This window comes from Glaciecola punicea (genome assembly GCF_001756615.1).
In the GTDB taxonomy this organism is placed as follows: Bacteria; Pseudomonadota; Gammaproteobacteria; order Enterobacterales; family Alteromonadaceae; genus Glaciecola; species Glaciecola punicea.
On the sequence record NZ_LZXY01000012.1, the window covers coordinates 22,898 to 42,846 of the forward strand.

Here is a 19,949-nt window from a genome sequence, read left to right on the forward strand (position 1 = left end):
TAACAAACACGTGGCATGGACAAACCTTGCCCTGCAGTATTCAAACCCAGCTTAACAGTGCATTTTTACATAACACTAGCGGGTATTACATAGGAATTTAAATGACACGCTCTACCGCCCAAATTCGCCGCGCCTTTCTCGATTTCTTTGCCAGCAAACAACATCAAGAGGTCGCCACCTCGTCGTTAGTGCCTGTTGACGATCCTACCTTGTTGTTTACAAATGCCGGCATGAATCAGTTTAAAGATGTATTTTTAGGCACCGAGCAACGTAATTATACCCGTGCAACTTCGTCTCAGCGCTGTGTGCGTGCCGGCGGGAAACACAATGATTTAGAGAATGTAGGCTACACTGCCCGCCATCACACATTTTTTGAAATGTTGGGCAACTTCAGCTTTGGTGATTATTTCAAACAACAGGCTATTCAGTACGCGTGGGATTTTTTAACCATTGAGCTGGGCTTAGCCAAAGAAAAGCTGCTAGTCACCGTATATCATGACGATGACGAAGCCTTCGATATTTGGGAAAAACAAATTGGCGTGCCCAAAGATCGCATCATAAGAATTGCTACCTCGGACAACTTTTGGTCCATGGGTGACACGGGGCCATGCGGACCCTGTTCGGAAATATTTTATGATCACGGCGAGCACATTTGGGGCGGTCCTCCGGGGTCGCCCGATGAAGACGGTGATCGCTTTATTGAAATATGGAACCTAGTGTTCATGCAGTACAATCGCCAAACCAATGGCGATATGCTGGCGCTTCCTAAACCTTCAATAGACACGGGCATGGGGCTTGAACGCGTATCGGCCATAATGCAAAACGTGCACAGCAATTATGAAATCGACCTTTTTCAGGCGCTTATAAAAGCTGCCGCCGTCATAGTAGGCACTAGCGATTTAGAAGACAAATCGCTGCGCGTGATAGCTGACCATATCCGTTCTTGCTCCTTCTTAATTTGCGACGGCGTGATCCCCTCTAATGAAGGCCGCGGCTACGTGCTGCGTCGAATTATTAGACGCGCGGTGCGTCATGGCAATAAATTAGGCGCTAAAGATGTATTTTTCTACAAGCTAGTAGACGAACTTGTCAACCAAATGGCCCACGCCTTTCCTGAATTAGCCCAGCAGCAGCTTATGATTGTAAAAGTGTTAAAAGCAGAAGAAGAGCAGTTTTCAGCTACGCTAGAGCGCGGCATGGGTATTTTAAATGATTCCTTAGCTAAGCTCACCACCAAAGTAGTGCCGGGCGAGTTAGTCTTTAAACTGTATGATACCTTCGGCTTCCCCGCCGATTTAACCAATGATGTAGCACGCGAACAAGATTTTACGATAGATGAAGCGGGCTTTAACCTGTCTATGCAGGCACAAAAGGCCTTAGCGCAGTCGGCCAGCAAGTTTAGTGCCGACTACAATAACATTATAAAACTTGATCATGAAACGATGTTTACGGGTTATGGCGAGCTAAGCGCAAGTGCCACAGTAACCGCGCTACTTGTTGATCAAGTGTCTGTACAAGAGGCAGCATCAGGTGATGTGCTGGTAGTGCTTGATACTACGCCTTTTTATGCGGAGTCTGGCGGTCAAACCGGCGACACGGGTACGCTTGGTTTTGCCAATGTTAGCGTGAATATACTTGATACACAAAAAGTAGGTACCGCCTTTGTGCATAAAGTATCGCTTAAAGACAGCGTTGACAGCACGCTAAAAGTGGGCGATACGGTTATGGTTACGGTCGACTATGCTCGTCGCGAGGCAATAAAGCTTAACCACAGCGCGACGCATTTATTACATGCCGCGCTGCGCAATATTTTAGGGGAACACGTTACGCAAAAAGGTTCATTGGTAGACGCTGACAAACTTCGCTTTGATTTCTCTCATTTTGAAGGTATCAGCGTCACTAAGGTAGTGGCAATAGAGAACAGTGTAAATCAGCAAATTAGGGCTAACCATGCACTAAGTACAAAACTGATGGAGCTTGAGCAAGCAAAACAGGCAGGCGCAATGGCCTTATTTGGAGAAAAGTACGACGATGAAGTAAGAGTGGTACAAATGGGTGATTTTTCTACCGAGCTGTGTGGCGGCACGCACGTTGGGCGCACCGGCGACATTGGCTTATTTAGAATTGTGTCAGAAGGCGGTATTTCCTCAGGAGTGCGCCGTATAGAAGCCATTACCGGGCAGGCTGCCTTGGATTATTTGCATAGCGATGCAGACAGTCTGTTCACTATTGCAGGCTTGCTGAAGTCTGACAAAGCAAGTTTAGTGAAAAAAACGCAGCAAGTCCTGGCGCAATTGAAGCAAAGTGACAAAGAATTAAACCAGTTAAAGCAACAGTTATCTGGACAAAAATCTAAAGACTTAGTTAAAAGCAGCGTGAGCGTAAAGGGCATTAATTTATTAGTGAACAAACTTGAGAATACGGACTCTACTTCATTACGAAGCATGATGGACGATTTGAAAGTGCAGATGAAATCGGGTGTCATTGTGTTAGGGCTACAGGCCGATGGTAAAGTGAACATAATTGCTGGCGTAACTAAGGACTTAACCAAGCAAGTGCATGCAGGTAAGCTAGTAAGCTTCTTAGCGCAGCAAGTTGGCGGTAAGGGTGGTGGTAGACCCGATATGGCGCAAGCTGGAGGCACGCAGGTTGAGGCATTAGACTCTGCATTAGCGTCTGTTGAGGCTTGGTTACGTGACAATTTAGACAATTAATGTTAGAAAAAACATAAAAACGTTGTGAAATACCCACACTGCGCTATTGTAATAAGCATCGGGTCAGGTGCTGGCGGTAACTACCTGATATTGCTAGAATGAAGGCGTTAATATTGAAAGAAGTGTGATCCCTACAACATATTTTCTACTATTTAATAGTATGGGTTGGTGAGATGGAATCTGTTGTGCCTGAGCTTCGTACCGAGCAAACGTTCATTGCAAATATGCAAAACATGCGCTTAAAAGCGCCGCATTGAATCGCCAAGGTATGGCGAACAATAAAAAAGTTATAATTAATAGGAGCAAGACATGCTAATTCTTACACGCCGCGTTGGCGAAACCCTTATGATTGGTGACAACGTTACGGTTACTGTTTTGGGTGTTAAGGGGAATCAGGTCCGTATTGGAGTAAATGCACCGAAAGACGTATCTGTGCACCGTGAAGAAATTTATATGCGCATTCAGGCTGAAAAAGGAAACGGCAACGTTCCCGAGGTCTAAGGTGATTTGTGTGAAAAAAGCTCGGTTAACGCCGAGCTTTTGCGTTTTAGTCACTAAATGTTTACCGAACTGCTTAAATTTGTATCAATCAATATTTTCTAGCCAAAAAAGCATTGACTTACCGCGCTGTATCAGTAAACTTGCGCTCCACAAATCGGAGAGGTGGCCGAGTGGCTGAAGGCGCTCCCCTGCTAAGGGAGTATAGAGTTTATAGCTCTATCGAGGGTTCGAATCCCTCCCTCTCCGCCATTATTTGTTGTATAGATTTTGCGCGTGCGTAGCTCAGCTGGATAGAGTACCTGGCTACGAACCAGGCGGTCGGAGGTTCGAATCCTTCCGCACGCGCCAATTTTTTTAACACATGGGTCTGTACATGAAGGTGCAGAGTAAAAGATTTTAAGTTGTACCATTTTTGCGCGTGCGTAGCTCAGCTGGATAGAGTACCTGGCTACGAACCAGGCGGTCGGAGGTTCGAATCCTTCCGCACGCGCCAATCATTATAGACCACCTCCGGGTGGTTTTTTTGTGCCTGTGATTTAATGCTGTTAAGGCATTGAGTGTTGTTAACTTTATGGATAACTGCATAATAAACTTGATTTGCCGTATGTTTATAAAGTTTTTTCGTTGTTTTTTAGCAATTCTCGTGATATTCAATGTTCATTGAACTTCATATAGTACAGCTGTGTAAACTATATGCGTAAAACATAACAGCGTAGACGAGCAGAGCTTAAATTCGCATGGCCTAGACCCGCAAAGTGAAGCTGCGCAGAGGTATGTATAATTATCAAGTTTGGTGGGCTCATCGCGTTAATAAGTATTCATAAAGGTAGCCTAGCATTCGTAACCTTAAATATAGGAGCATAACTTATGATGACGGATCAATTAGCACAAGCAGCAGTATTATTTGCAGTAGGCATGAGCGTAGTATTTGCCTTTTTAACCCTGCTTATTGGCGGCATACACAGCATTGCATGGTTTGCTAGAGTATTTCCGGAGCCTGAAGCAGTTTCACATCACAAAAAACCAAAATACACCCAGCAGAATAAAAATAATACAACTGAAACGACAGTAGACCCAAGCATTGTCACGGTTATTACTGCGGCGGTAAATGCACACAGGCGTAAAGGCTAATATAAAAATAATAATGTTTTGGCCACCGTTATAAAATTTACTAAAAAGGGAAGTGTTGATGTCTACAACGTTGAAAATTACCGAGCTTGCATTTCGTGATGCTCATCAGTCTTTACTTGCCACTCGTTTGCGCTTAGATGACATGCTGCCCATTGCCCAAACCCTAGACAAAGTAGGGTATTGGTCGATGGAGTCGTGGGGTGGGGCTACTTTTGATGCCTGCATCCGCTATTTAGGCGAAGATCCTTGGGAGCGCATTCGCGCCATTAAAAAAGCAATGCCTAACACCAAGCAGCAGATGCTATTGCGCGGTCAAAATTTGCTAGGTTACCGCCATTACGCCGACGACGTCGTCATCAAGTTTGTAGAGCGCGCGCACAAAAACGGCGTAGACGTATTTAGAATATTCGACGCCATGAACGATGTGCGCAATTTAACCACTGCGATAAAAGCCACTAAAGATGTGGGCGCACACGCGCAAGGCACACTGGCTTACACCATAAGCCCGGTGCACACCCTACAGTTTTGGCTAGACATGGCTAAACAAGTTGAAGACTTAGGCGTTGATTCAATATGCATAAAAGACATGGCAGGCTTGCTCAAACCTTACGACTGCGAAGAACTCATTACTGAGCTTAAGGCCACCATAAAAGTGCCTATTGCCATGCAGTGTCATGCCACAACCGGGCTAAGCACTGCCACTTACCAAAAGGCAATAGACGCCGGCATAGATATGCTCGACACCGCCATTAGCTCAATGAGCATGACTTACGGCCACACCCCCACAGAGACCATAGCCTCTATTGTAGAGGGCACTGCTCGTGATACAGGCTTAGACAAGCCGCTTATGGCTGAAGCTGCAGCCTATTTTAGGGGTGTACGCCGTAAATACGCCAAATTCGAGGGCAGCCTAAAAGGCGTAGACGCGCGCATTTTAACCGCGCAGGTACCAGGCGGCATGCTAACGAATATGGAAAGCCAGTTAAAAGAGCAGGGTGGCGAAGATAAATTTGATGAAGTGTTGCTTGAAATCCCGCGCGTGCGTGAAGATCTTGGTTTTATTCCATTAGTCACACCTACCTCACAAATTGTAGGCACCCAAGCGGTCATTAATGTATTAACAGGTGAGCGCTATAAATCTATTACCAAAGAAACTGCCGGCGTGTTAAGAGGCGAATATGGCGCAACCGCTGCACCGGTAAATAAAGAGCTGCAGGCTAGAGTACTCGAAGGCGCTGAGCCGATTACCTGTCGTCCAGCCGACAACATCCCGGGCGAACTGCATGATTTAGAAGCCGGGCTGAGCGTTATTGCCAAAGAGAAAAACCTACGTTTAGCCAGTGACAGTATTGACGATGTACTTACCTATGCTTTGTTTCCTCAAATTGGCTTAAAGTTTATTGAAAACCGCGATAACCCATCTGCATTTGAACCTGCGCCATCAAACGAACCAGAGGCGCTTAGCGGCCAAGACATTGCGCCATTTGCGTCTGACGCTGCGAGCTACGCGGTGAAAGTAGACGGCAAGGTTTACCATGTAGAGGTGGCAGCCGGTGGCGAATTAACGCATGTTTCACGCAAGCATTTATCTACTCCCACCAATGAGCTTTCGCACAGCGCAGCGCAAACATCCTCTCATAGTGCCAACAGTACCGATATAAAAGCACCCCTTTCAGGCAACATATTTAAAGTAATAGTAGATGATGGGCAGCTCATAGAGGAAGGTGACGTAATTTTAATACTCGAAGCCATGAAGATGGAAACCGAAGTGCGCAGCACCGTTAGCGGCACCGTGACCCACATAAGCGTAAAAGAAGGCGACGCTGTGCAGGTAGGCCAAACTATGATGTTGGTAGGCTAATATGGAAAAGCTAGCTATGTTGTGGCAAAGCACATCCTTGCCGCACTTTGAAATAGGCCAAATTATCATGATGCTGGTGGGTCTTGGTTTATTATACCTTGCCATTGTGAAAAAATTTGAGCCGCTGTTATTACTGCCCATTGGCTTTGGCGCGGTGTTAACAAACATTCCATTAGCGGGGTTTAGCGAAGTAGGTGGTATACTTCATTATATTTATTATATAGGGGTAGATACAGGCGTATTTCCACTGCTCATATTCATGGGTGTTGGCGCAATGACCGACTTTAGCGCGCTTATCGCTAATCCTCGAATGCTCTTGTTAGGCGCTGCGGCGCAGTTTGGTATATTTGCGACATTGTTTGGGGCTATTTTGTTAAACGGCCTACCGGGCTTTAATTTTACCCTTCAAGACGCCTCAGCTATTGCTATAATCGGCGGGGCCGATGGACCTACTGCTATATTTCTAGCCTCAAAGCTCGCGCCAGAGTTATTAGGCGCTATTGCTGTTGCTGCTTATTCTTATATGGCATTAGTGCCTATTATTCAGCCGCCGATTATGAAAGCACTGACTACCCCTGAAGAACGTAAGTTAGAAATGAAGCAGTTGCGTGTGGTATCGCAAAGAGAGAAGATCTTATTTCCTATCGCGGTGCTAATATTAACGTTAATACTTTTACCCACCGCTACGCCCTTAGTTGGTATGTTTTGTTTTGGTAACTTACTCAAAGAAAGCGGCGTGGTAGAACGCTTAAGCTACACCGTGCAAAATTCACTTATTAACACCGTAACCATATTCTTAGGCTTAGGCGTGGGTTCTAAACTATCGTCTGAAGCTTTTTTGACGGTAGAGACCCTAGGGATCTTGGCGCTTGGCGCGGTGGCTTTTTCAATTGGCACTGCTGCTGGGGTGTTGATGGCTAAAGTTATGAACAAATTCAGCAAGGAAACCATAAACCCGTTAATAGGTGCTGCTGGCGTTTCTGCGGTGCCTATGGCGGCACGTGTGGTGAACAAAGTTGGCCTAGAGGCAAATCCGCATAACTTCCTGCTGATGCATGCTATGGGGCCAAATGTTGCCGGAGTGTTGGGGAGCGCGGTTGCCGCAGGGATATTGTTGGCTCTGGTGGGTTAGCTTGACGAAATAGTACATGAAATAAAGTATTTACGTTTGCGACCGATAAGTGATTAATAAAAATGCGTTTTGTGCAAGCAGGCTTGATTATGCAAACATTAACTGAAACATTTATAGACGGATGTCTAAAGGGCTATCAGGCTCCCATGATTGATAGAAATGATAATATATTTGCTATGTTGTGGGCTGAGATTACACTAAACTCGCATGCCGCTCCACCAAACTAAAATGCGACTGCACCAACTTCTGCGTTAACACCTCTTTGGGATCAGCAAGCACCTCCTCGGTTCTACCCGCCTCAATAATTTGCCCTTTATCCATCACCAGCACCCTGTCACTTATATGACGCACTATGCCAATATTATGCGATATAAACACAAAACCTAAGCCAAGCTCATGCTGCAGCTTCAAAATAAGATTAACGGTTTGCGAACGAACCGAAGGGTCAAGCGCGGCAAAGGGTTCGTCGGCAACTATAATTTTGGGGTCAAGGATGAGGGCGCGGGCGAGGGCGGCGCGCTGCTGCTGCCCGTCCGACATCATATGGCTATAATAATAATAATGGTCGCGTAATAGCCCAACGAGCTTAAGCGTTTCTTTAATTTTTTCTTGGCGCTGGGCTTCATCCAAACGGGTATTGAGTTTTAGCGTATTGTGCAGCACGCTGCCTAAAGACAACGCGGGATTCATGGCGCTGCTGCTGTGCTGCAGTATCATGCGTATGGGGTGTGAATGTGAGCTTTGCTGGCTTGTTTCATCGGTAATGAAGGTAATACTGCCTGAGCTTGGGCGTATAGCGCCGGCCAATACTTTTGCCGTTAAGCTTTTTCCTGCGCCGTTGTTGCCTATAATGGCAATGGTTTCGCCTTTCACCATGTCAAAGCTAATAGGGCCAAGCACAAAGGTGCGCGGTGCTGAAAACAAGCCTGTTTTCCTGCTGTTGGTATAGCTAAGATCTTTGACGCAGAGTATCTTAGTCATCGGCGCTATCCTCTTCTAAAGCAGGATTAATAAGGTTGAACTTTATCGGGTCCTGCTCACCGAACTTGTCGTCTGTAGGGTCCTTCTTGCCAGCTTTTGGTAAGTGCAGTGGATAATGGCAGCTATAATTATGGCCTTGAATGCTGCGCATTATAGGTACCTGTACACATTTTTTTCGTGCGTTAGGACAGCGTGGTCCTAAGCGACAGCCTGCTGGCAAATGCTGCAGGCTGGGAATTGTGCCGCTTAAGGCTGTTAAGGGGGATTTTGTTTTCAAGGCGCTTTGAAAGCTTGGCACGCTGTCTAAAAGTGCTTTTGTATAGGGATGAAGCGGGCGTTTTAATAAAGATTTTACCTTACCCGACTCAACCGTCTGTCCGCAGTAAAGTACGGTTATGGTGTCTGCAATAGTGGTAATAGCGAGTAGGTCATGACTCACAAATAAAATAGACAAATTTTTCGTTTTGTTGAGTTTTAACAATAGCTTTAGCACTTGCGTTTTGGTGGTACTTTCCATACCGCGGGTTGAGTCATCGGCAATTAAAATACGCGGCTCTGACGCAAGCGCCATGGCAATCATTATTTTTTGGCTTACATCGGCCGGTAATTGATAGGGATAGGAGTTCATCCAGCGATCATGCTCTCTTATGCCCACTTTATGCAGTAGACCAGTGGCTATTTCTTTTCGCTGCTTGTTGCGCTCCCAAAACCACTTTTTAGTGACAAACTCATCGGGAATACTCTCTTGTATCTGCTCGCCTAATTTCACAGACGGGTCGAGTGAGGAGGTGGGCTCTTGAAAAACTACTGCAATTTCGCGGCGCATTATTTGCCGGCGCTGCTCGTAATTCATTTTCAGCAAGTCTTGGCCTTTGTAGGTTAAACGGTCAGCTTTTACTCGCCAATGTTCGGGCAGGGCGCCAATAATAGCTTTTACCACCAAGGTTTTGCCTGAACCCGACTCGCCCACCAGTGCTTTTATTTCACCTTCTTGTAGCGTGAAGGTGACCTTTTCAAGCGCCTTGATTGTTTCGCCTGGCCCGTCTAGATAAAGCGTGAGGTTTTTGATGTCAAGTAAGGCCATTAGTGTTTAAACCTATTTCGTAGCGCGCTGCGCAGGCCTTCACCCACAATATTCACCGATAGCACCATCATAAAAATAACCAAGCCGGGCAGGGCAATCAGCCAAGGCGCTACGTAAGCGGCATTAAGGCTTTGTGACAGCATTTGGCCCAGTTCAATCGTAGGGTTTTGGGCACCTAATGACAAGAATCCTAAGGCTGAAATGTCCAAAATAGCGATTGATAACGCAATGGTGGCCTGTATAACAATTAGTTCAAACATGCCCGGTAAAATAGAGGTGAAAAAGATGCGCACTGAGCCGGCGCCGTCCAGTTTGTCTAATAATACATAGTCTTTGCTAAGTTCTTCTTTCACAAAGCTTCGGGTTTGGTGAATAAATTGGGGAATAAGTGCAAGCGTAATAGCAAACATGCTGTTGTACAAACCAGTGCCCATTATAGCCACGACTATTATAGCGATTAGTAAGGTGGGAATAGACATTATAGAGTCAAATAGGTGATTCACTATGCTTGAACGCACACCCCTTAATAAACCCGCCAATGCGCCAACGCCTACACCAATAATCATGGCCACAAACACAATAAATAAGCTGCTGCCCAAGGTTACCCGAATGCCATACAGTAAACGTGAAAATACATCGCGCCCAAGCGCGTCTGTCCCAAGCAAATGGGAAACAGAACCGCTGGCTTCCCACGCCGGCGGCAGCAATAATGCATTGGTGTTTTGAAGATCAGGGTTATATGGTGCCACGATAGGCACCAGCACCGTGATCAGCAAAAATATGATAATAAAAATCAAGCCAACTACGGCCAAATGGCTGCGCTTAAACTCTATCCACACGTTTTCAAGCGGTGAAGCATGATACTCTTCTTGGTATAAATCAAACCGCTGCACGGGCTGTTTCGTCCTTAGTTGGGTCGATGGCTCGAGTAATGAATTCAAGAGTAATGGTTAACGTTAACACAAATAACGCCACCACCAACATACCGGCGCGAATAGCCGGATAATCTTGTTGATAAATCGCCTGAATGAGCCAGTTACCTATTCCAGGCCAAGAAAATATCGTTTCTACAATCATTGCGTTTGTGACTAATGTTGAAATTTGCAGCGCTAATATAGGCAATATGGGAATTAAGGCGTTTTTAAAGCTGTGTTTGATGAAAATTTGCCATTGTGTAAACCCGCGCGATTTTGCTGCAATTATGTAGCCTTTTTGCATAACATCCATTATAGAGCGGCGGGTAAAGCGAATAAACAAACAAGTGGTCACAATCGATATCGACAAAGTGGGCAGTATCGCGTGGCGAAACGCATTTTCTATGGCCTCTTTTGTATTGTTCAAATCTGACAGTATAATGTCTATAAACACGAAGCCCGTGATATGTTTAACTTCAAACAATAAATCGATTCTTCCACTCATGGGCAGCCATTCAAGCTGCAGGCAAAACAGAGTGATAAATACCAGCGCGAGCCAAAATACAGGAAAGGAATAGCCCACAATGCTAAACGTCACTACGCCCATATCGGCTGGATTATGGTGTTTTAACCCTGATAAAAAGCCTACCGGAATACCCACAAAAGTGGCCACAAAAAGAGCGTATAGCATTAGTTCCAAAGTCGCTGGAAAAGCGTAAGCTATTTCGTCATATAAATTTAGCTGCGATACGCTGCTAACGCCCCAGTCGCCTGCAAAAAAGTTAGAAAGGTATACTTGAAACTGAACAAAAATACTTTCATTTAACGCAAACGCTTTCTCCAAAGCTTGTCTTTGCTCAAGGCTTTGTGGGGTAATGCCAGAAATATTGGTGAGTAAATCGCCCGGGAAAAAGAAAGGCAGCATAAACGAGAGTAAAACTAAAGCAAATATGGTTATCACCATTAAATTAATGTAGCGAATGAAGAGCTTTATCATGGCATGCGCTCTACATTGTCAAAGCCAATGCCGCCAAATGGGTTAATTTCCATGCCGGTTATATCACTGCGTAAGGCTTGGTATTGATAAGCATGGGCAATAGGCATTAGCGGCATTTGTGCAAACAACAGTTCGTTGGCTTGCTTGTATATTTGTTTACGTTTTTCAAAGTTGTCGGTCAATAAGGCCTGCTGTACTAGTGCGTCAAAGTCTTTATTACACCACATGGCACGATTGGTGCCAGAGGGTATAGCATCGCAGGTTAGCAAGGGGCGATAAAAGTTATCGGGGTCGCCGTTGTCTGCATTCCAGCCTATTAACACACTGTCGTGCATGCCTAAGGTTAGGTTTTCTCTAAATATGTTCCAGTCATAGCTGATAATATTTAAGGTGATGCCAATTTCGTTCAAGTAACTTTTGATGAGCTGCGCCATTTTCATCGCATTAGGGTTATAAGCTCGCTGTACCGGCATAGCCCATATGTCCATGGTAAAACTGTCTGGTAATCCAGCTTCATCTAACAATTCTCGGGCTCGCACGGGGTTATATCCAAGCTCTGGGGCGTCGCTTTGATAAGCCCACGACGCCGACGGTATAAGACTCTTTGCCCGCGTGGCTTGACCTAGAAAGACCGCTTCTAGTAAGGATGTTTTGTCGACCGCTAGCACCAATGCTCTGCGAACCTTGGGATCATCAAAAGGGGCTTTGCTAGTATTAAAGGCCCAAAAGCCGATGTTTAGGCCGGGTTTTTCCAACAGGGTTAAGTCGTCTCGCTCGCTTATAACGGCTAGGTCGCTCTGTGAGGTGAATGCAATGGCATCGCATTCACCGGTAATCAATTTAGCCATACGTAAAGACGGTTTAGGTGTTATATCAAAAATAAGGTGTTCAGCCCCTGTGGTTGGCAGAAAATAATCGGGGTGGCGGATATACCGTATGTATTGATTTTGTTTATATACGGAAAATTTAAAAGGGCCGGTGCCTATTGGATAATAATCAATTTTACTGGGCGTGCCAATTTCGAGTAAGTTTTGCGCGTACTCCTGCGACAAGATAACTGAAAAGTCGGTGGCTAAGTTGGCCAAAAATGCACTGTCGGGTGTGTATAAAGTAATTTCAACTCTGTAGCCATTGATGCGTTTTACATCTTTAATGGTTTTATCTAAACCCAGGCTATCAAAATAGGGGTAGATGCCACCGCTTACTTCGTGGTAGGGGTGTGACGCTAGGCGCCATCTGTTAATACTAAAGATAACGTCGTCTGCATTGAAGGTGCGCGTTGGTGTAAAGTAGTCAGTTTGATGAAAAGCGACGTCGCGCTGTAGTTGAAAAGTGTAGGTTAAACCATCGTTACTCACTAGCCAACTGCTAGCAAGACCTCGCTCAATGCGTCCATCTGTGGGATTAAATTCCAGTAGGCGATCGTATAGCTGATGAGCAGACGCGTCGGCGGTTGTACTTGAAGTATCAAGCTGGGGATTAAAATAAGTGGGGTTACTCTCCGAACAAAAAGTAATGGCGTCATCGTTTATATTACTTTGTTTACCACAGCCTGCTAATAAAAAAATAGCGCACAGTACGCGGCACAAATACCTCATAAACCGGCTTGTGCAATCGCCGAAATTGCTGATATTAAAGCCGCGATCCCCGCAAATAGTCATGCTATTAATACGCTCATGTAATAAACCACCCTTGCCAGACATTACATTGACTCAGTATTCTCAAGTAGATTATACTTTTTCAAGTACCCTCTTAGCTGATGATATGTCAGCGACAATTTTTCTGCAGTCTTTTTTTGATTATATTGCGAATCTTTAAGTGCCTGCTGCAGCATACTAATTTCATAGTCTTGAGAAGTTTGTTTCAAATCTACCGGAAACTCAAAGTCATTAGCAGGAAAAATACCTTTAAAAAGGTCCGTTGCAGCAACAATATCGGCGCTTGCCTTAGGTTTTTTGGGCATAAGATCCTGTGTTGCTGCGGCATTTGTTGTGGCAGACTTAGCGCGCGATGAAGGACGAAATTTAGAATCAAAAGGGTCCAATATTATATCATGCACGGGTACGTTGGGCGGTGTTCTATACACCGCTCGTTCAACCACGTTTTTTAATTCTCGTATGTTGCCTGGCCAATTGTAATCAAGTAAAAGGTCGCGAGATTTTTTACTAAAGCCTGCAAACAGCTCGAGTTCGAGCTCCCTTGCCATATTGATAGCGAAGTGCTCTGCTAACATCATAATATCGGCTTTTCTCTCGCGCAGCGGCGGAATGGTGATGACATCAAAGGCTAAGCGGTCTAGAAGGTCGGCCCTAAAGTCACCTGCTTGGGCTAAGGAAGGCAGGTCTTCATTGGTGGCAGCGATTATTCTCACATCTACTTTTACTGGGCGTGAGCCGCCCACCCGTTCAAATTCACCGTATTCTATTACGCGAAGCAGCTTTTCTTGAATTAAGGTAGAAGTATTGGCTAGTTCATCTAAAAACAAAGTGCCTTGGTCAGCATATTCAAAGCGGCCTTCTCTGCGTTTGCTAGCGCCAGAAAATGCGCCGGCTTCATGACCAAATAGCTCGGACTCAAGCAAATTGTCGTTTAAGGCTGCGCAGTTTAATTTTACGTAATTTTGTTCCCAGCGCTTTGACAAAAAGTGCAGCCTAGCAGCAATGAGTTCTTTGCCTGTGCCGCGCTCGCCTATTACCAATACAGGTTTGTCTAAGGGAGCCACCATGGAGGTTTGTTCGAGTATTTCTAAAAAGCTATTGGCTTGGCCAATCAAATTATCGTTTTGTTTGAACATGCTCATAATAAAGCCTAAGTATTTTGGTCAAAATAACTAAAACTTAGTGTACTTTAAAAGTTAGAGAATTGCCTGTTAAATTCTAAAAATAATATTATGTAACTAAATCATATATTTACTGGTTTTTAGTAAGTTGGCAAGCATATTGTATAAGCACTAAATAGACAAGACATGATACCAAATTGTGATTTATCGCGAATTGTTATTTTAAGCATCAACTAAAGAGGTATTGCACCATGGGAATTTTTTCACGTTTTACTGATATCATCAATTCGAATATCAACGCTATATTAGATAAAGCTGAAGATCCAGAAAAAATGGTACGCTTAATCATTCAAGAGATGGAAGATACCTTGGTAGAAGTGCGCTCTGCATCGGCAAAGACCATTGCTAACAAAAAAGATGTAGTGCATCAAATCAACAAATATGAAAGCCAAGCAGCTGACTGGGAAGCTAAGGCAGAACTCGCCTTAAGCAAAGAGCGCGAAGATTTAGCCAGAGCGGCTTTGCAAGAGCGTAAGAAAGCGGCTGAAGCAGCAGTTACCTTAAATAATGAACTAGGGTTGATTGATAGTGAGCTAAGTAAACTGCAGACCGAAACTGGTCAGCTTCAAGATAAACTAGCGGATGCAAAAAGTCGTCAAAAGACCATAATTATGCGTCAAAAAACAGTAAGTTCTCGGTTGGAGGTCAAAAAGCGCCTTGACTCAAGCACAGTTGATGACGCAATGGGACGTTTTGAGCAGTTTGAACGCAAAATTGGTGACTTAGAGTCGCAGGTAGAAGCTTATGATGTAGGCACGCGCTCTTTAAAAGACGAAATAGCACGTCTTGAAGCCGACAGCAAAATTGATGACGAATTGGCCGCTCTTAAGCAACGAATGAGTGCTAATAAAGCGAAGGCCTCGGGCGTATCTGATGTAAGTCAGGCTAACAAAGCATAAGGTTATTATTGCCAGCATGTTTGAAGAAAAAAATTCATGCATGCAAGCTTAACGCATAGCCTTATCAAAACGAAGGAAGGAGAATGATAGTGGGAAGTTTTTTTACATTAACAGGTGTAACTCTTGTAGTGTTTATGATATTCGTCGCCCCCATTTGGCTAATATTACATTACCGCAGCAAAAAGCAAGTCAGCCAAGGCTTATCTGAGACTGAGCTTCGTTCATTGCAGAACTTAGCTGAAAAGGCTGAACTTATGGCAGATAGAATTCAAACCCTCGAAAGTATTTTAGATGCCGAGGCCCCAAATTGGAGGAATAGAGCATGAAACGCGGCGAACTATTAAGAAACAAACGCAATGGTAAAATAGGCGGTGTATGTGCAGGGGTAGCCGACTACTTTGGCATGGAAGCGTGGTTAGTAAGAATTCTGACCATAACTGCTTTCTTATTGTTAGCAGGACCATTTGTGTTAGTAGGCTATATAGCGTTATGGCTGATTTTAGAAGATAAATCAGGGGCAAAATCGCATACATCTAGCCATAAAGGTTTTGTAAATGCTCAGCAAAGCTCAAATACGAGCACTTATGACGGCAAAGGTTTTAAAAATTCTCCCTTTGACGATTACCATAAAGTCGAAGTGAAATCAAAAGTGTGGCAGTCTGGGGTGCCTCCTCGTCAAGCGTTTATTGATATAAAGCAGCAGTATGAGAACGTCGAAAATAAACTCAGAAGGCTAGAAAGTTATGTCACGTCTAAAGAGTTTGAGATTAACCGTGAAATAAACCGACTTTAAGCATTGCTGCGCGCTTTGTATTTAATTACTTACAATAACACGTGGTAATACCAGTTGTAGTAACGCCAAATATATAGGCCCTTTCCCCCTTATTGATATATACCTAGGACACATTATTCTGCAAAAAGGGCGTGTGCTTAGGCTATGTCAACGCAATCAAAATATATTTCCAAACAGGCCGATAATAACGGTATTATTCATTGGTCCAAAGAAGAAAACCAGCGCTGGCAGAGTTTATACGATCGTCAAATGAAACTTCTTCAGGGCAGAGCATGTAAACAATATATGCACGGCGTTGATTTATTGGGCATGACAGCTAATGAGATCCCACAGCTCAAAGATATAGACAAAGTGCTTCTAGCTACAACAGGCTGGCGCACAGCGCCGGTACCGTCGCTGATTAACTTTACTGAGTTCTTCACCTTACTGGCTAACAAACAGTTTCCAGTGGCTACGTTTATCCGTAGTGAAGAGGAATTTGACTATCTGCAGGAGCCTGACGTTTTTCATGAAATTTTTGGTCACTGCCCCTTATTGACTAATCCTGCATTTGCGCATTTCACGCATACCTACGGTCAGCTTGGCTTGGCAGCGAGTAAAGAAGATAGAGTGTTTTTAGCGCGTTTATATTGGTTCACGGTAGAGTTTGGTTTACTAAGTACCCCTGAGGGTTTGCAAATATATGGCGGTGGTATTCTATCTTCTCCGGGTGAAACCATACATGCACTTGAATCTGACTCACCCATTAGGCAGCCGCTTACGCCTTTAGACGCTATGCGCACGCCTTATAGAATTGATATAATGCAGCCTATCTATTACGTGCTTGAGCAAGCCAACGATTTAGACGAGATGGCCAATATGGACTTGATGGCGCTGGTAGAAGAGGCGAAAAAGCTTGGTTTATTTACGCCTAAATTTGCTCCTAAAGTAAGTGTTCAACCGGCTATAAGTTAGAGCGGCGTGCTTTTTGTGAAAAGCTTGTGACAGCTGCGTTACAGGCTTTTAAACAAACATTAAAGTTTAGTAATAATGCGCTTTAGCAGCGCTCTTTCTTGATCTGCTTATCGAGTTCCTCGTAAACATGAACATACAAGTAATTATATGTTTACATGCGTACTAGGAGATATCAGTTATGCGTTTGGAAATTAGCTGCGAAGATAGAACAGGGATCACGCAAGATGTACTAGACGTGCTCAACGAGTACGAAATAGACTTACGCGGAATAGAAATAGATGAATTGGGAAAGCTATTTTTGGATTTCCCCACCATAGAGTTTTCAAATTTTCAAAATCTCATGTTAAAACTACGCCGAGTAGAAGGCATTGTAGATGTGCGAACCACCCCATTCATGCCCATTCAGCGTGAGCGTAATCAGCTGCGAACCTTGCTTGAGACATTGCCTGACCCCGTTTTTTCAACAGATGCCAACGGCAAAATAATTTTATATAACGATGTAGTGGCTTCCACCTTAGAAATGTCGGCAGATGAAATTCGAGAGCTCAATATCGATGATCTAATCGAAGGCTTTAACTTTACCAAATGGCTACATTCTAAATCTGTCAGCCCGCAAACGCACAAAGTGCAATTTATCCAGCAAGACTATATTGCTGATTTGTTGCCTGTTAACATTCCTGACAATGGTAAAAATATACTCGCAGGGGCTGTTGTAACCTTAAAATCCGAAGTAAGATTAGGCGCTCAAATCAATGCGTTTAGAAAACCTGACTCGGGGAGCTTTGATAATTTTGAAGCAAATTCTACCGCTATGAAACGGGTAGTCAGAGAAGCTAAGCGTATGTCTGACTTAGACGGCAATATTTTAATCACGGGTGACACTGGCACCGGCAAAGAACAAATAGCAAAAGCCTGCCACGATAATAGCAGGCGTTCAGACGGTGAGTTTGTGACTTTAAATTGTGCCTCTTTGCCCGACGAGGCCGCTGAAACCGAACTCTTTGGCTATGCTGTGGGTTCAGCAGAAGAATCAGAAGGTAAAGCGGGACTGTTTGAACAGGCCGCAGGCGGTTCCATATTATTTGATGAAGTGTCTGAAATGTCGGTATCCCTGCAGGCGAAGCTACTGCGAGTGTTAGAATATGGCACTTATCATCAACTTGGAGACAGTCGGGTTAAGTATATAGACTGCCGTATTATTTGTACAAGCTGTAAGGATCTATCACAGTGCGTTCAAGACGGTACATTCAGAGAAGATTTATACTATCGCCTAAACGTATTGGGTTTAGTTGTGCCATCTTTGCGTGAAAGGAAGGCCGATATTATTCCACTTGCAAACAGTATTGTGCTTCAACACAGTAAAAAATTGAGTATACAGGCGCCCAAGCTGAGTAAACCTTGTATAGAGTATTTAGAGTCATATCCTTGGCCCGGCAATATAAGACAGCTAAAAAATGCACTTTACAGAGCGATTTCTCTCATAGACGGCAATGAAATCACAAAGGAAGCTATTCAATTACCTAGCTGTACAGCAAGCGTGACTTATATCGATGAAAACTTCGATGGCACACTTGAGCAGGAAGTAAAACGTTTTGAGCGGGATATGCTCAAACGGCTCTATCCTTCTTACCCAAGTACTCGTCAATTAGCGCGAAAACTAGGTTTGAGTCATACCGCCATTGCTAACAAGCTTAGAGAATATGGTATTAGTAAACACTCGGTTAAAATGCAGTAGTAGTTAAGGGTAGGTGCACCTGCACCTGCTTTATGTGATACTGAAGGAAGGAAATCAATTGAGACATTTAACATGAATATAAAGTTATATAGTTATTGGCGTTCTTCTGCTAGCTATCGCGTAAGAATTGCGCTTAATTTAAAACAATTGGAATACGAGTATGTCCCTGTGCATCTTGTTAATAGCGGTGGTGAACAAAAAGGCGATGCATACAAAGGCTTGAATCCGTCTATGTTGGTGCCGACATTTGTTGATGAAAATGAAGATGTTATACTGAATCAATCTCTGGCTATAATTGAGTATTTGGATGAAAAATATCCAAGTGAATCGCCATTTTTACCTCAGCACAGCTTGGACCGGGCACGCATAAGAATGATCGCACAAGATGTATGTTGCGATATACAGCCGGTGTCTAACTTACGTGTGTTAAATAAACTAAAAAGTGAGTTTAATGCCAACGGTGACGCTGTCACAAAATGGTCACATGACGTGATACACGCAGGTTTTGAAGCAATAGAAAGCAGATTGGGCACAAGAGCAGGAAAATATGCATATGGCTATGATGTTACTCTCGCCGATATATGTATAGTACCTCAGGTTTACAATGCGCTACGATTTGAAGTAGACATGAGCAAGTTCCCAACGATACATAAAGTGTATAACAATTGTCAGAAACTGCCTGCCTTTATCGACGCCGCGCCACAGAATCAGCTCGACGCTCCTTAAATATCGCGTATTTAGGGATTGTTTAGATAGGCAGCGCGGTGGTATTTTTCACTTGCTTTAATGCAAACGTGGAGCTTATATGGTCAACAAGTGGCAAACTTGTCAACTTTGTTTTAAGTAACAGTTCATACTCTTCAATACTTTGCACAATTACCTTCAACAAATAGTCCTTTTCGCCGCTGGTAGTGTGACATTCAACCACCTCGTTTATGTCTTGTACTGCATTCTCGAATTTTGTGAGTGAATCACCGTCATGATTTTTGAGCGTTACGTAAATAAACACCGAAACCCCTAAATTGAGTTTCTTGGCGTCAAGTAAAGTGACTTTTTGGCGAATAATGCCGTCGGCCTCCATCCGCTTTACCCGTCGCCAGCAGGGTGTATGAGACAAGCCGACATGCTGGCTAAGTTCAGCCATAGAAACGGTCGCATCTCGCTGCATTACCCGAAGTATTTCGCGGTCAAATTTATCTAGCTTTATAATCACATTTTCTTTTTGCATAGTGTTTATCATTTAAATAAGGTTAAGTTAATTTTAAGTATATAAAAATCGTTACTCACAACGGTTAGGATCCTATAGCCTTAGTATAGGATGAATATCCTATAAATCATAAATAAATATATGATTATGTGAATGTTCGTTTAGCATTCTGGTGCAATAGCAAAACCTATCCTTTGGTATTTCAGA

General features: G+C 43.9%; 18 protein-coding genes and 3 tRNA genes. 14 read left to right on the top strand and 7 right to left on the bottom strand.

From position 1 onward, the window contains the following. Positions 1 to 101 precede the first annotated feature (101 nt). From alaS to BAE46_RS12535, 8 genes are all read left to right on the top strand, one after another. The gene (gene alaS, locus BAE46_RS12500; RefSeq protein ID WP_070113049.1) at positions 102 to 2,714 is read left to right on the top strand and encodes an alanine--tRNA ligase; all 2,613 of its coding nucleotides are present in this window, start codon (positions 102 to 104) and stop codon (positions 2,712 to 2,714) included. 309 nt (positions 2,715 to 3,023) lie between these two features. Continuing rightward, a complete protein-coding gene (gene csrA / locus BAE46_RS12505; RefSeq protein ID WP_006004799.1) occupies positions 3,024 to 3,215 on the top strand; it encodes a carbon storage regulator CsrA in 192 nt (63 codons plus the stop codon). Positions 3,216 to 3,371: 156 nt separating this feature from the next. After that, positions 3,372 to 3,464 (top strand) — tRNA-Ser (locus BAE46_RS12510). 22 nt (positions 3,465 to 3,486) lie between these two features. After that, a tRNA-Arg gene (locus BAE46_RS12515) sits at positions 3,487 to 3,563 on the top strand. Positions 3,564 to 3,631: 68 nt separating this feature from the next. Beyond that, positions 3,632 to 3,708, top strand: a tRNA-Arg gene (locus BAE46_RS12520). A gap of 374 nt (positions 3,709 to 4,082) precedes the next feature. After that, the gene (locus tag BAE46_RS12525) at positions 4,083 to 4,346 is read left to right on the top strand and encodes an OadG family protein (protein WP_006004801.1); all 264 of its coding nucleotides are present in this window, start codon (positions 4,083 to 4,085) and stop codon (positions 4,344 to 4,346) included. Between the two features lie 58 nt (positions 4,347 to 4,404). Beyond that, entirely contained in the window at positions 4,405 to 6,207 is a 1,803-nt protein-coding gene (gene oadA, locus BAE46_RS12530) for a sodium-extruding oxaloacetate decarboxylase subunit alpha (RefSeq protein ID WP_006004803.1), read from the top strand. Between the two features lies 1 nt (position 6,208). Further along, positions 6,209 to 7,339: a sodium ion-translocating decarboxylase subunit beta gene (locus BAE46_RS12535; protein ID WP_040520487.1), complete on the top strand. Its 1,131-nt coding sequence runs from the start codon at positions 6,209 to 6,211 to the stop codon at positions 7,337 to 7,339. Positions 7,340 to 7,531: 192 nt separating this feature from the next. On the opposite strand, the gene BAE46_RS12540 is transcribed toward BAE46_RS12535, so the two are convergent. From BAE46_RS12540 to pspF, 6 genes are all read right to left on the bottom strand, one after another. Beyond that, positions 7,532 to 8,320, bottom strand: a complete 789-nt coding sequence (locus BAE46_RS12540; RefSeq protein ID WP_006004809.1) for an ATP-binding cassette domain-containing protein — start codon at positions 8,318 to 8,320, stop codon at positions 7,532 to 7,534. Beyond that, a complete protein-coding gene (locus BAE46_RS12545; protein WP_006004811.1) occupies positions 8,313 to 9,404 on the bottom strand; it encodes an oligopeptide/dipeptide ABC transporter ATP-binding protein in 1,092 nt (363 codons plus the stop codon). Before BAE46_RS12545 ends, BAE46_RS12540 begins: the two co-directional genes overlap by 8 nt. Next, on the bottom strand, positions 9,404 to 10,297 hold the full coding sequence (locus tag BAE46_RS12550; RefSeq protein WP_006004813.1) for an ABC transporter permease subunit: 894 nt from the start codon (positions 10,295 to 10,297) through the stop codon (positions 9,404 to 9,406). The genes BAE46_RS12545 and BAE46_RS12550 overlap by 1 nt, the downstream gene beginning before the upstream one ends. Beyond that, on the bottom strand, positions 10,284 to 11,315 hold the full coding sequence (locus tag BAE46_RS12555) for an ABC transporter permease (protein ID WP_006004815.1): 1,032 nt from the start codon (positions 11,313 to 11,315) through the stop codon (positions 10,284 to 10,286). The genes BAE46_RS12550 and BAE46_RS12555 overlap by 14 nt, the downstream gene beginning before the upstream one ends. Beyond that, entirely contained in the window at positions 11,312 to 12,913 is a 1,602-nt protein-coding gene (locus BAE46_RS12560; protein WP_040520552.1) for an ABC transporter substrate-binding protein, read from the bottom strand. Before BAE46_RS12560 ends, BAE46_RS12555 begins: the two co-directional genes overlap by 4 nt. A 104-nt stretch (positions 12,914 to 13,017) precedes the next feature. Beyond that, on the bottom strand, positions 13,018 to 14,115 hold the full coding sequence (gene pspF / locus BAE46_RS12565; RefSeq protein ID WP_006004817.1) for a phage shock protein operon transcriptional activator: 1,098 nt from the start codon (positions 14,113 to 14,115) through the stop codon (positions 13,018 to 13,020). A 230-nt stretch (positions 14,116 to 14,345) separates the two neighbouring features. Between pspF and pspA the strand changes: the two genes are divergently transcribed. From pspA to maiA, 6 genes are all read left to right on the top strand, one after another. Beyond that, a complete protein-coding gene (gene pspA, locus BAE46_RS12570) occupies positions 14,346 to 15,053 on the top strand; it encodes a phage shock protein PspA (RefSeq protein ID WP_006004819.1) in 708 nt (235 codons plus the stop codon). Between the two features lie 83 nt (positions 15,054 to 15,136). Beyond that, the gene (gene pspB / locus BAE46_RS12575) at positions 15,137 to 15,379 is read left to right on the top strand and encodes an envelope stress response membrane protein PspB (protein ID WP_051987306.1); all 243 of its coding nucleotides are present in this window, start codon (positions 15,137 to 15,139) and stop codon (positions 15,377 to 15,379) included. After that, positions 15,376 to 15,846, top strand: a complete 471-nt coding sequence (locus tag BAE46_RS12580) for a PspC domain-containing protein (protein ID WP_006004823.1) — start codon at positions 15,376 to 15,378, stop codon at positions 15,844 to 15,846. The genes pspB and BAE46_RS12580 overlap by 4 nt, the downstream gene beginning before the upstream one ends. Positions 15,847 to 15,990: 144 nt before the next feature. After that, complete coding sequence (gene phhA / locus BAE46_RS12585; protein ID WP_070113051.1) at positions 15,991 to 16,800, top strand: phenylalanine 4-monooxygenase; 810 nt, start codon at positions 15,991 to 15,993, stop codon at positions 16,798 to 16,800. A gap of 178 nt (positions 16,801 to 16,978) precedes the next feature. Beyond that, positions 16,979 to 18,535: a transcriptional regulator TyrR gene (gene tyrR / locus BAE46_RS12590; protein WP_006004825.1), complete on the top strand. Its 1,557-nt coding sequence runs from the start codon at positions 16,979 to 16,981 to the stop codon at positions 18,533 to 18,535. Positions 18,536 to 18,607: 72 nt separating this feature from the next. After that, a complete protein-coding gene (gene maiA, locus BAE46_RS12595; protein WP_006004826.1) occupies positions 18,608 to 19,261 on the top strand; it encodes a maleylacetoacetate isomerase in 654 nt (217 codons plus the stop codon). Positions 19,262 to 19,283: 22 nt separating this feature from the next. Here the strand turns inward: maiA and BAE46_RS12600 are convergent, their stop codons facing one another. Beyond that, positions 19,284 to 19,742 carry an Lrp/AsnC family transcriptional regulator gene (locus tag BAE46_RS12600; protein WP_040520558.1) on the bottom strand — a complete coding sequence of 153 codons (459 nt, stop codon included), beginning with the start codon at positions 19,740 to 19,742 and terminating at the stop codon, positions 19,284 to 19,286. Positions 19,743 to 19,949 lie beyond the last annotated feature (207 nt).

Bases quoted from the DNA above. Each gene is read 5' to 3' on its own strand.
- alaS (WP_070113049.1), top strand. From the start codon at position 102: ATGACACGCTCTACCGCCCAAATTCGCCGCGCCTTTCTCGATTTCTTT.
- csrA (WP_006004799.1), top strand. From the start codon at position 3,024: ATGCTAATTCTTACACGCCGCGTTGGCGAAACCCTTATGATTGGTGAC.
- BAE46_RS12525 (WP_006004801.1), top strand. From the start codon at position 4,083: ATGATGACGGATCAATTAGCACAAGCAGCAGTATTATTTGCAGTAGGC.
- oadA (WP_006004803.1), top strand. From the start codon at position 4,405: ATGTCTACAACGTTGAAAATTACCGAGCTTGCATTTCGTGATGCTCAT.
- BAE46_RS12535 (WP_040520487.1), top strand. From the start codon at position 6,209: ATGGAAAAGCTAGCTATGTTGTGGCAAAGCACATCCTTGCCGCACTTT.
- BAE46_RS12540 (WP_006004809.1), bottom strand. From the start codon at position 8,320: ATGACTAAGATACTCTGCGTCAAAGATCTTAGCTATACCAACAGCAGG.
- BAE46_RS12545 (WP_006004811.1), bottom strand. From the start codon at position 9,404: ATGGCCTTACTTGACATCAAAAACCTCACGCTTTATCTAGACGGGCCA.
- BAE46_RS12555 (WP_006004815.1), bottom strand. From the start codon at position 11,315: ATGATAAAGCTCTTCATTCGCTACATTAATTTAATGGTGATAACCATA.
- BAE46_RS12560 (WP_040520552.1), bottom strand. From the start codon at position 12,913: ATGAGGTATTTGTGCCGCGTACTGTGCGCTATTTTTTTATTAGCAGGC.
- pspF (WP_006004817.1), bottom strand. From the start codon at position 14,115: ATGAGCATGTTCAAACAAAACGATAATTTGATTGGCCAAGCCAATAGC.
- pspA (WP_006004819.1), top strand. From the start codon at position 14,346: ATGGGAATTTTTTCACGTTTTACTGATATCATCAATTCGAATATCAAC.
- pspB (WP_051987306.1), top strand. From the start codon at position 15,137: ATGATAGTGGGAAGTTTTTTTACATTAACAGGTGTAACTCTTGTAGTG.
- BAE46_RS12580 (WP_006004823.1), top strand. From the start codon at position 15,376: ATGAAACGCGGCGAACTATTAAGAAACAAACGCAATGGTAAAATAGGC.
- phhA (WP_070113051.1), top strand. From the start codon at position 15,991: ATGTCAACGCAATCAAAATATATTTCCAAACAGGCCGATAATAACGGT.
- tyrR (WP_006004825.1), top strand. From the start codon at position 16,979: ATGCGTTTGGAAATTAGCTGCGAAGATAGAACAGGGATCACGCAAGAT.
- maiA (WP_006004826.1), top strand. From the start codon at position 18,608: ATGAATATAAAGTTATATAGTTATTGGCGTTCTTCTGCTAGCTATCGC.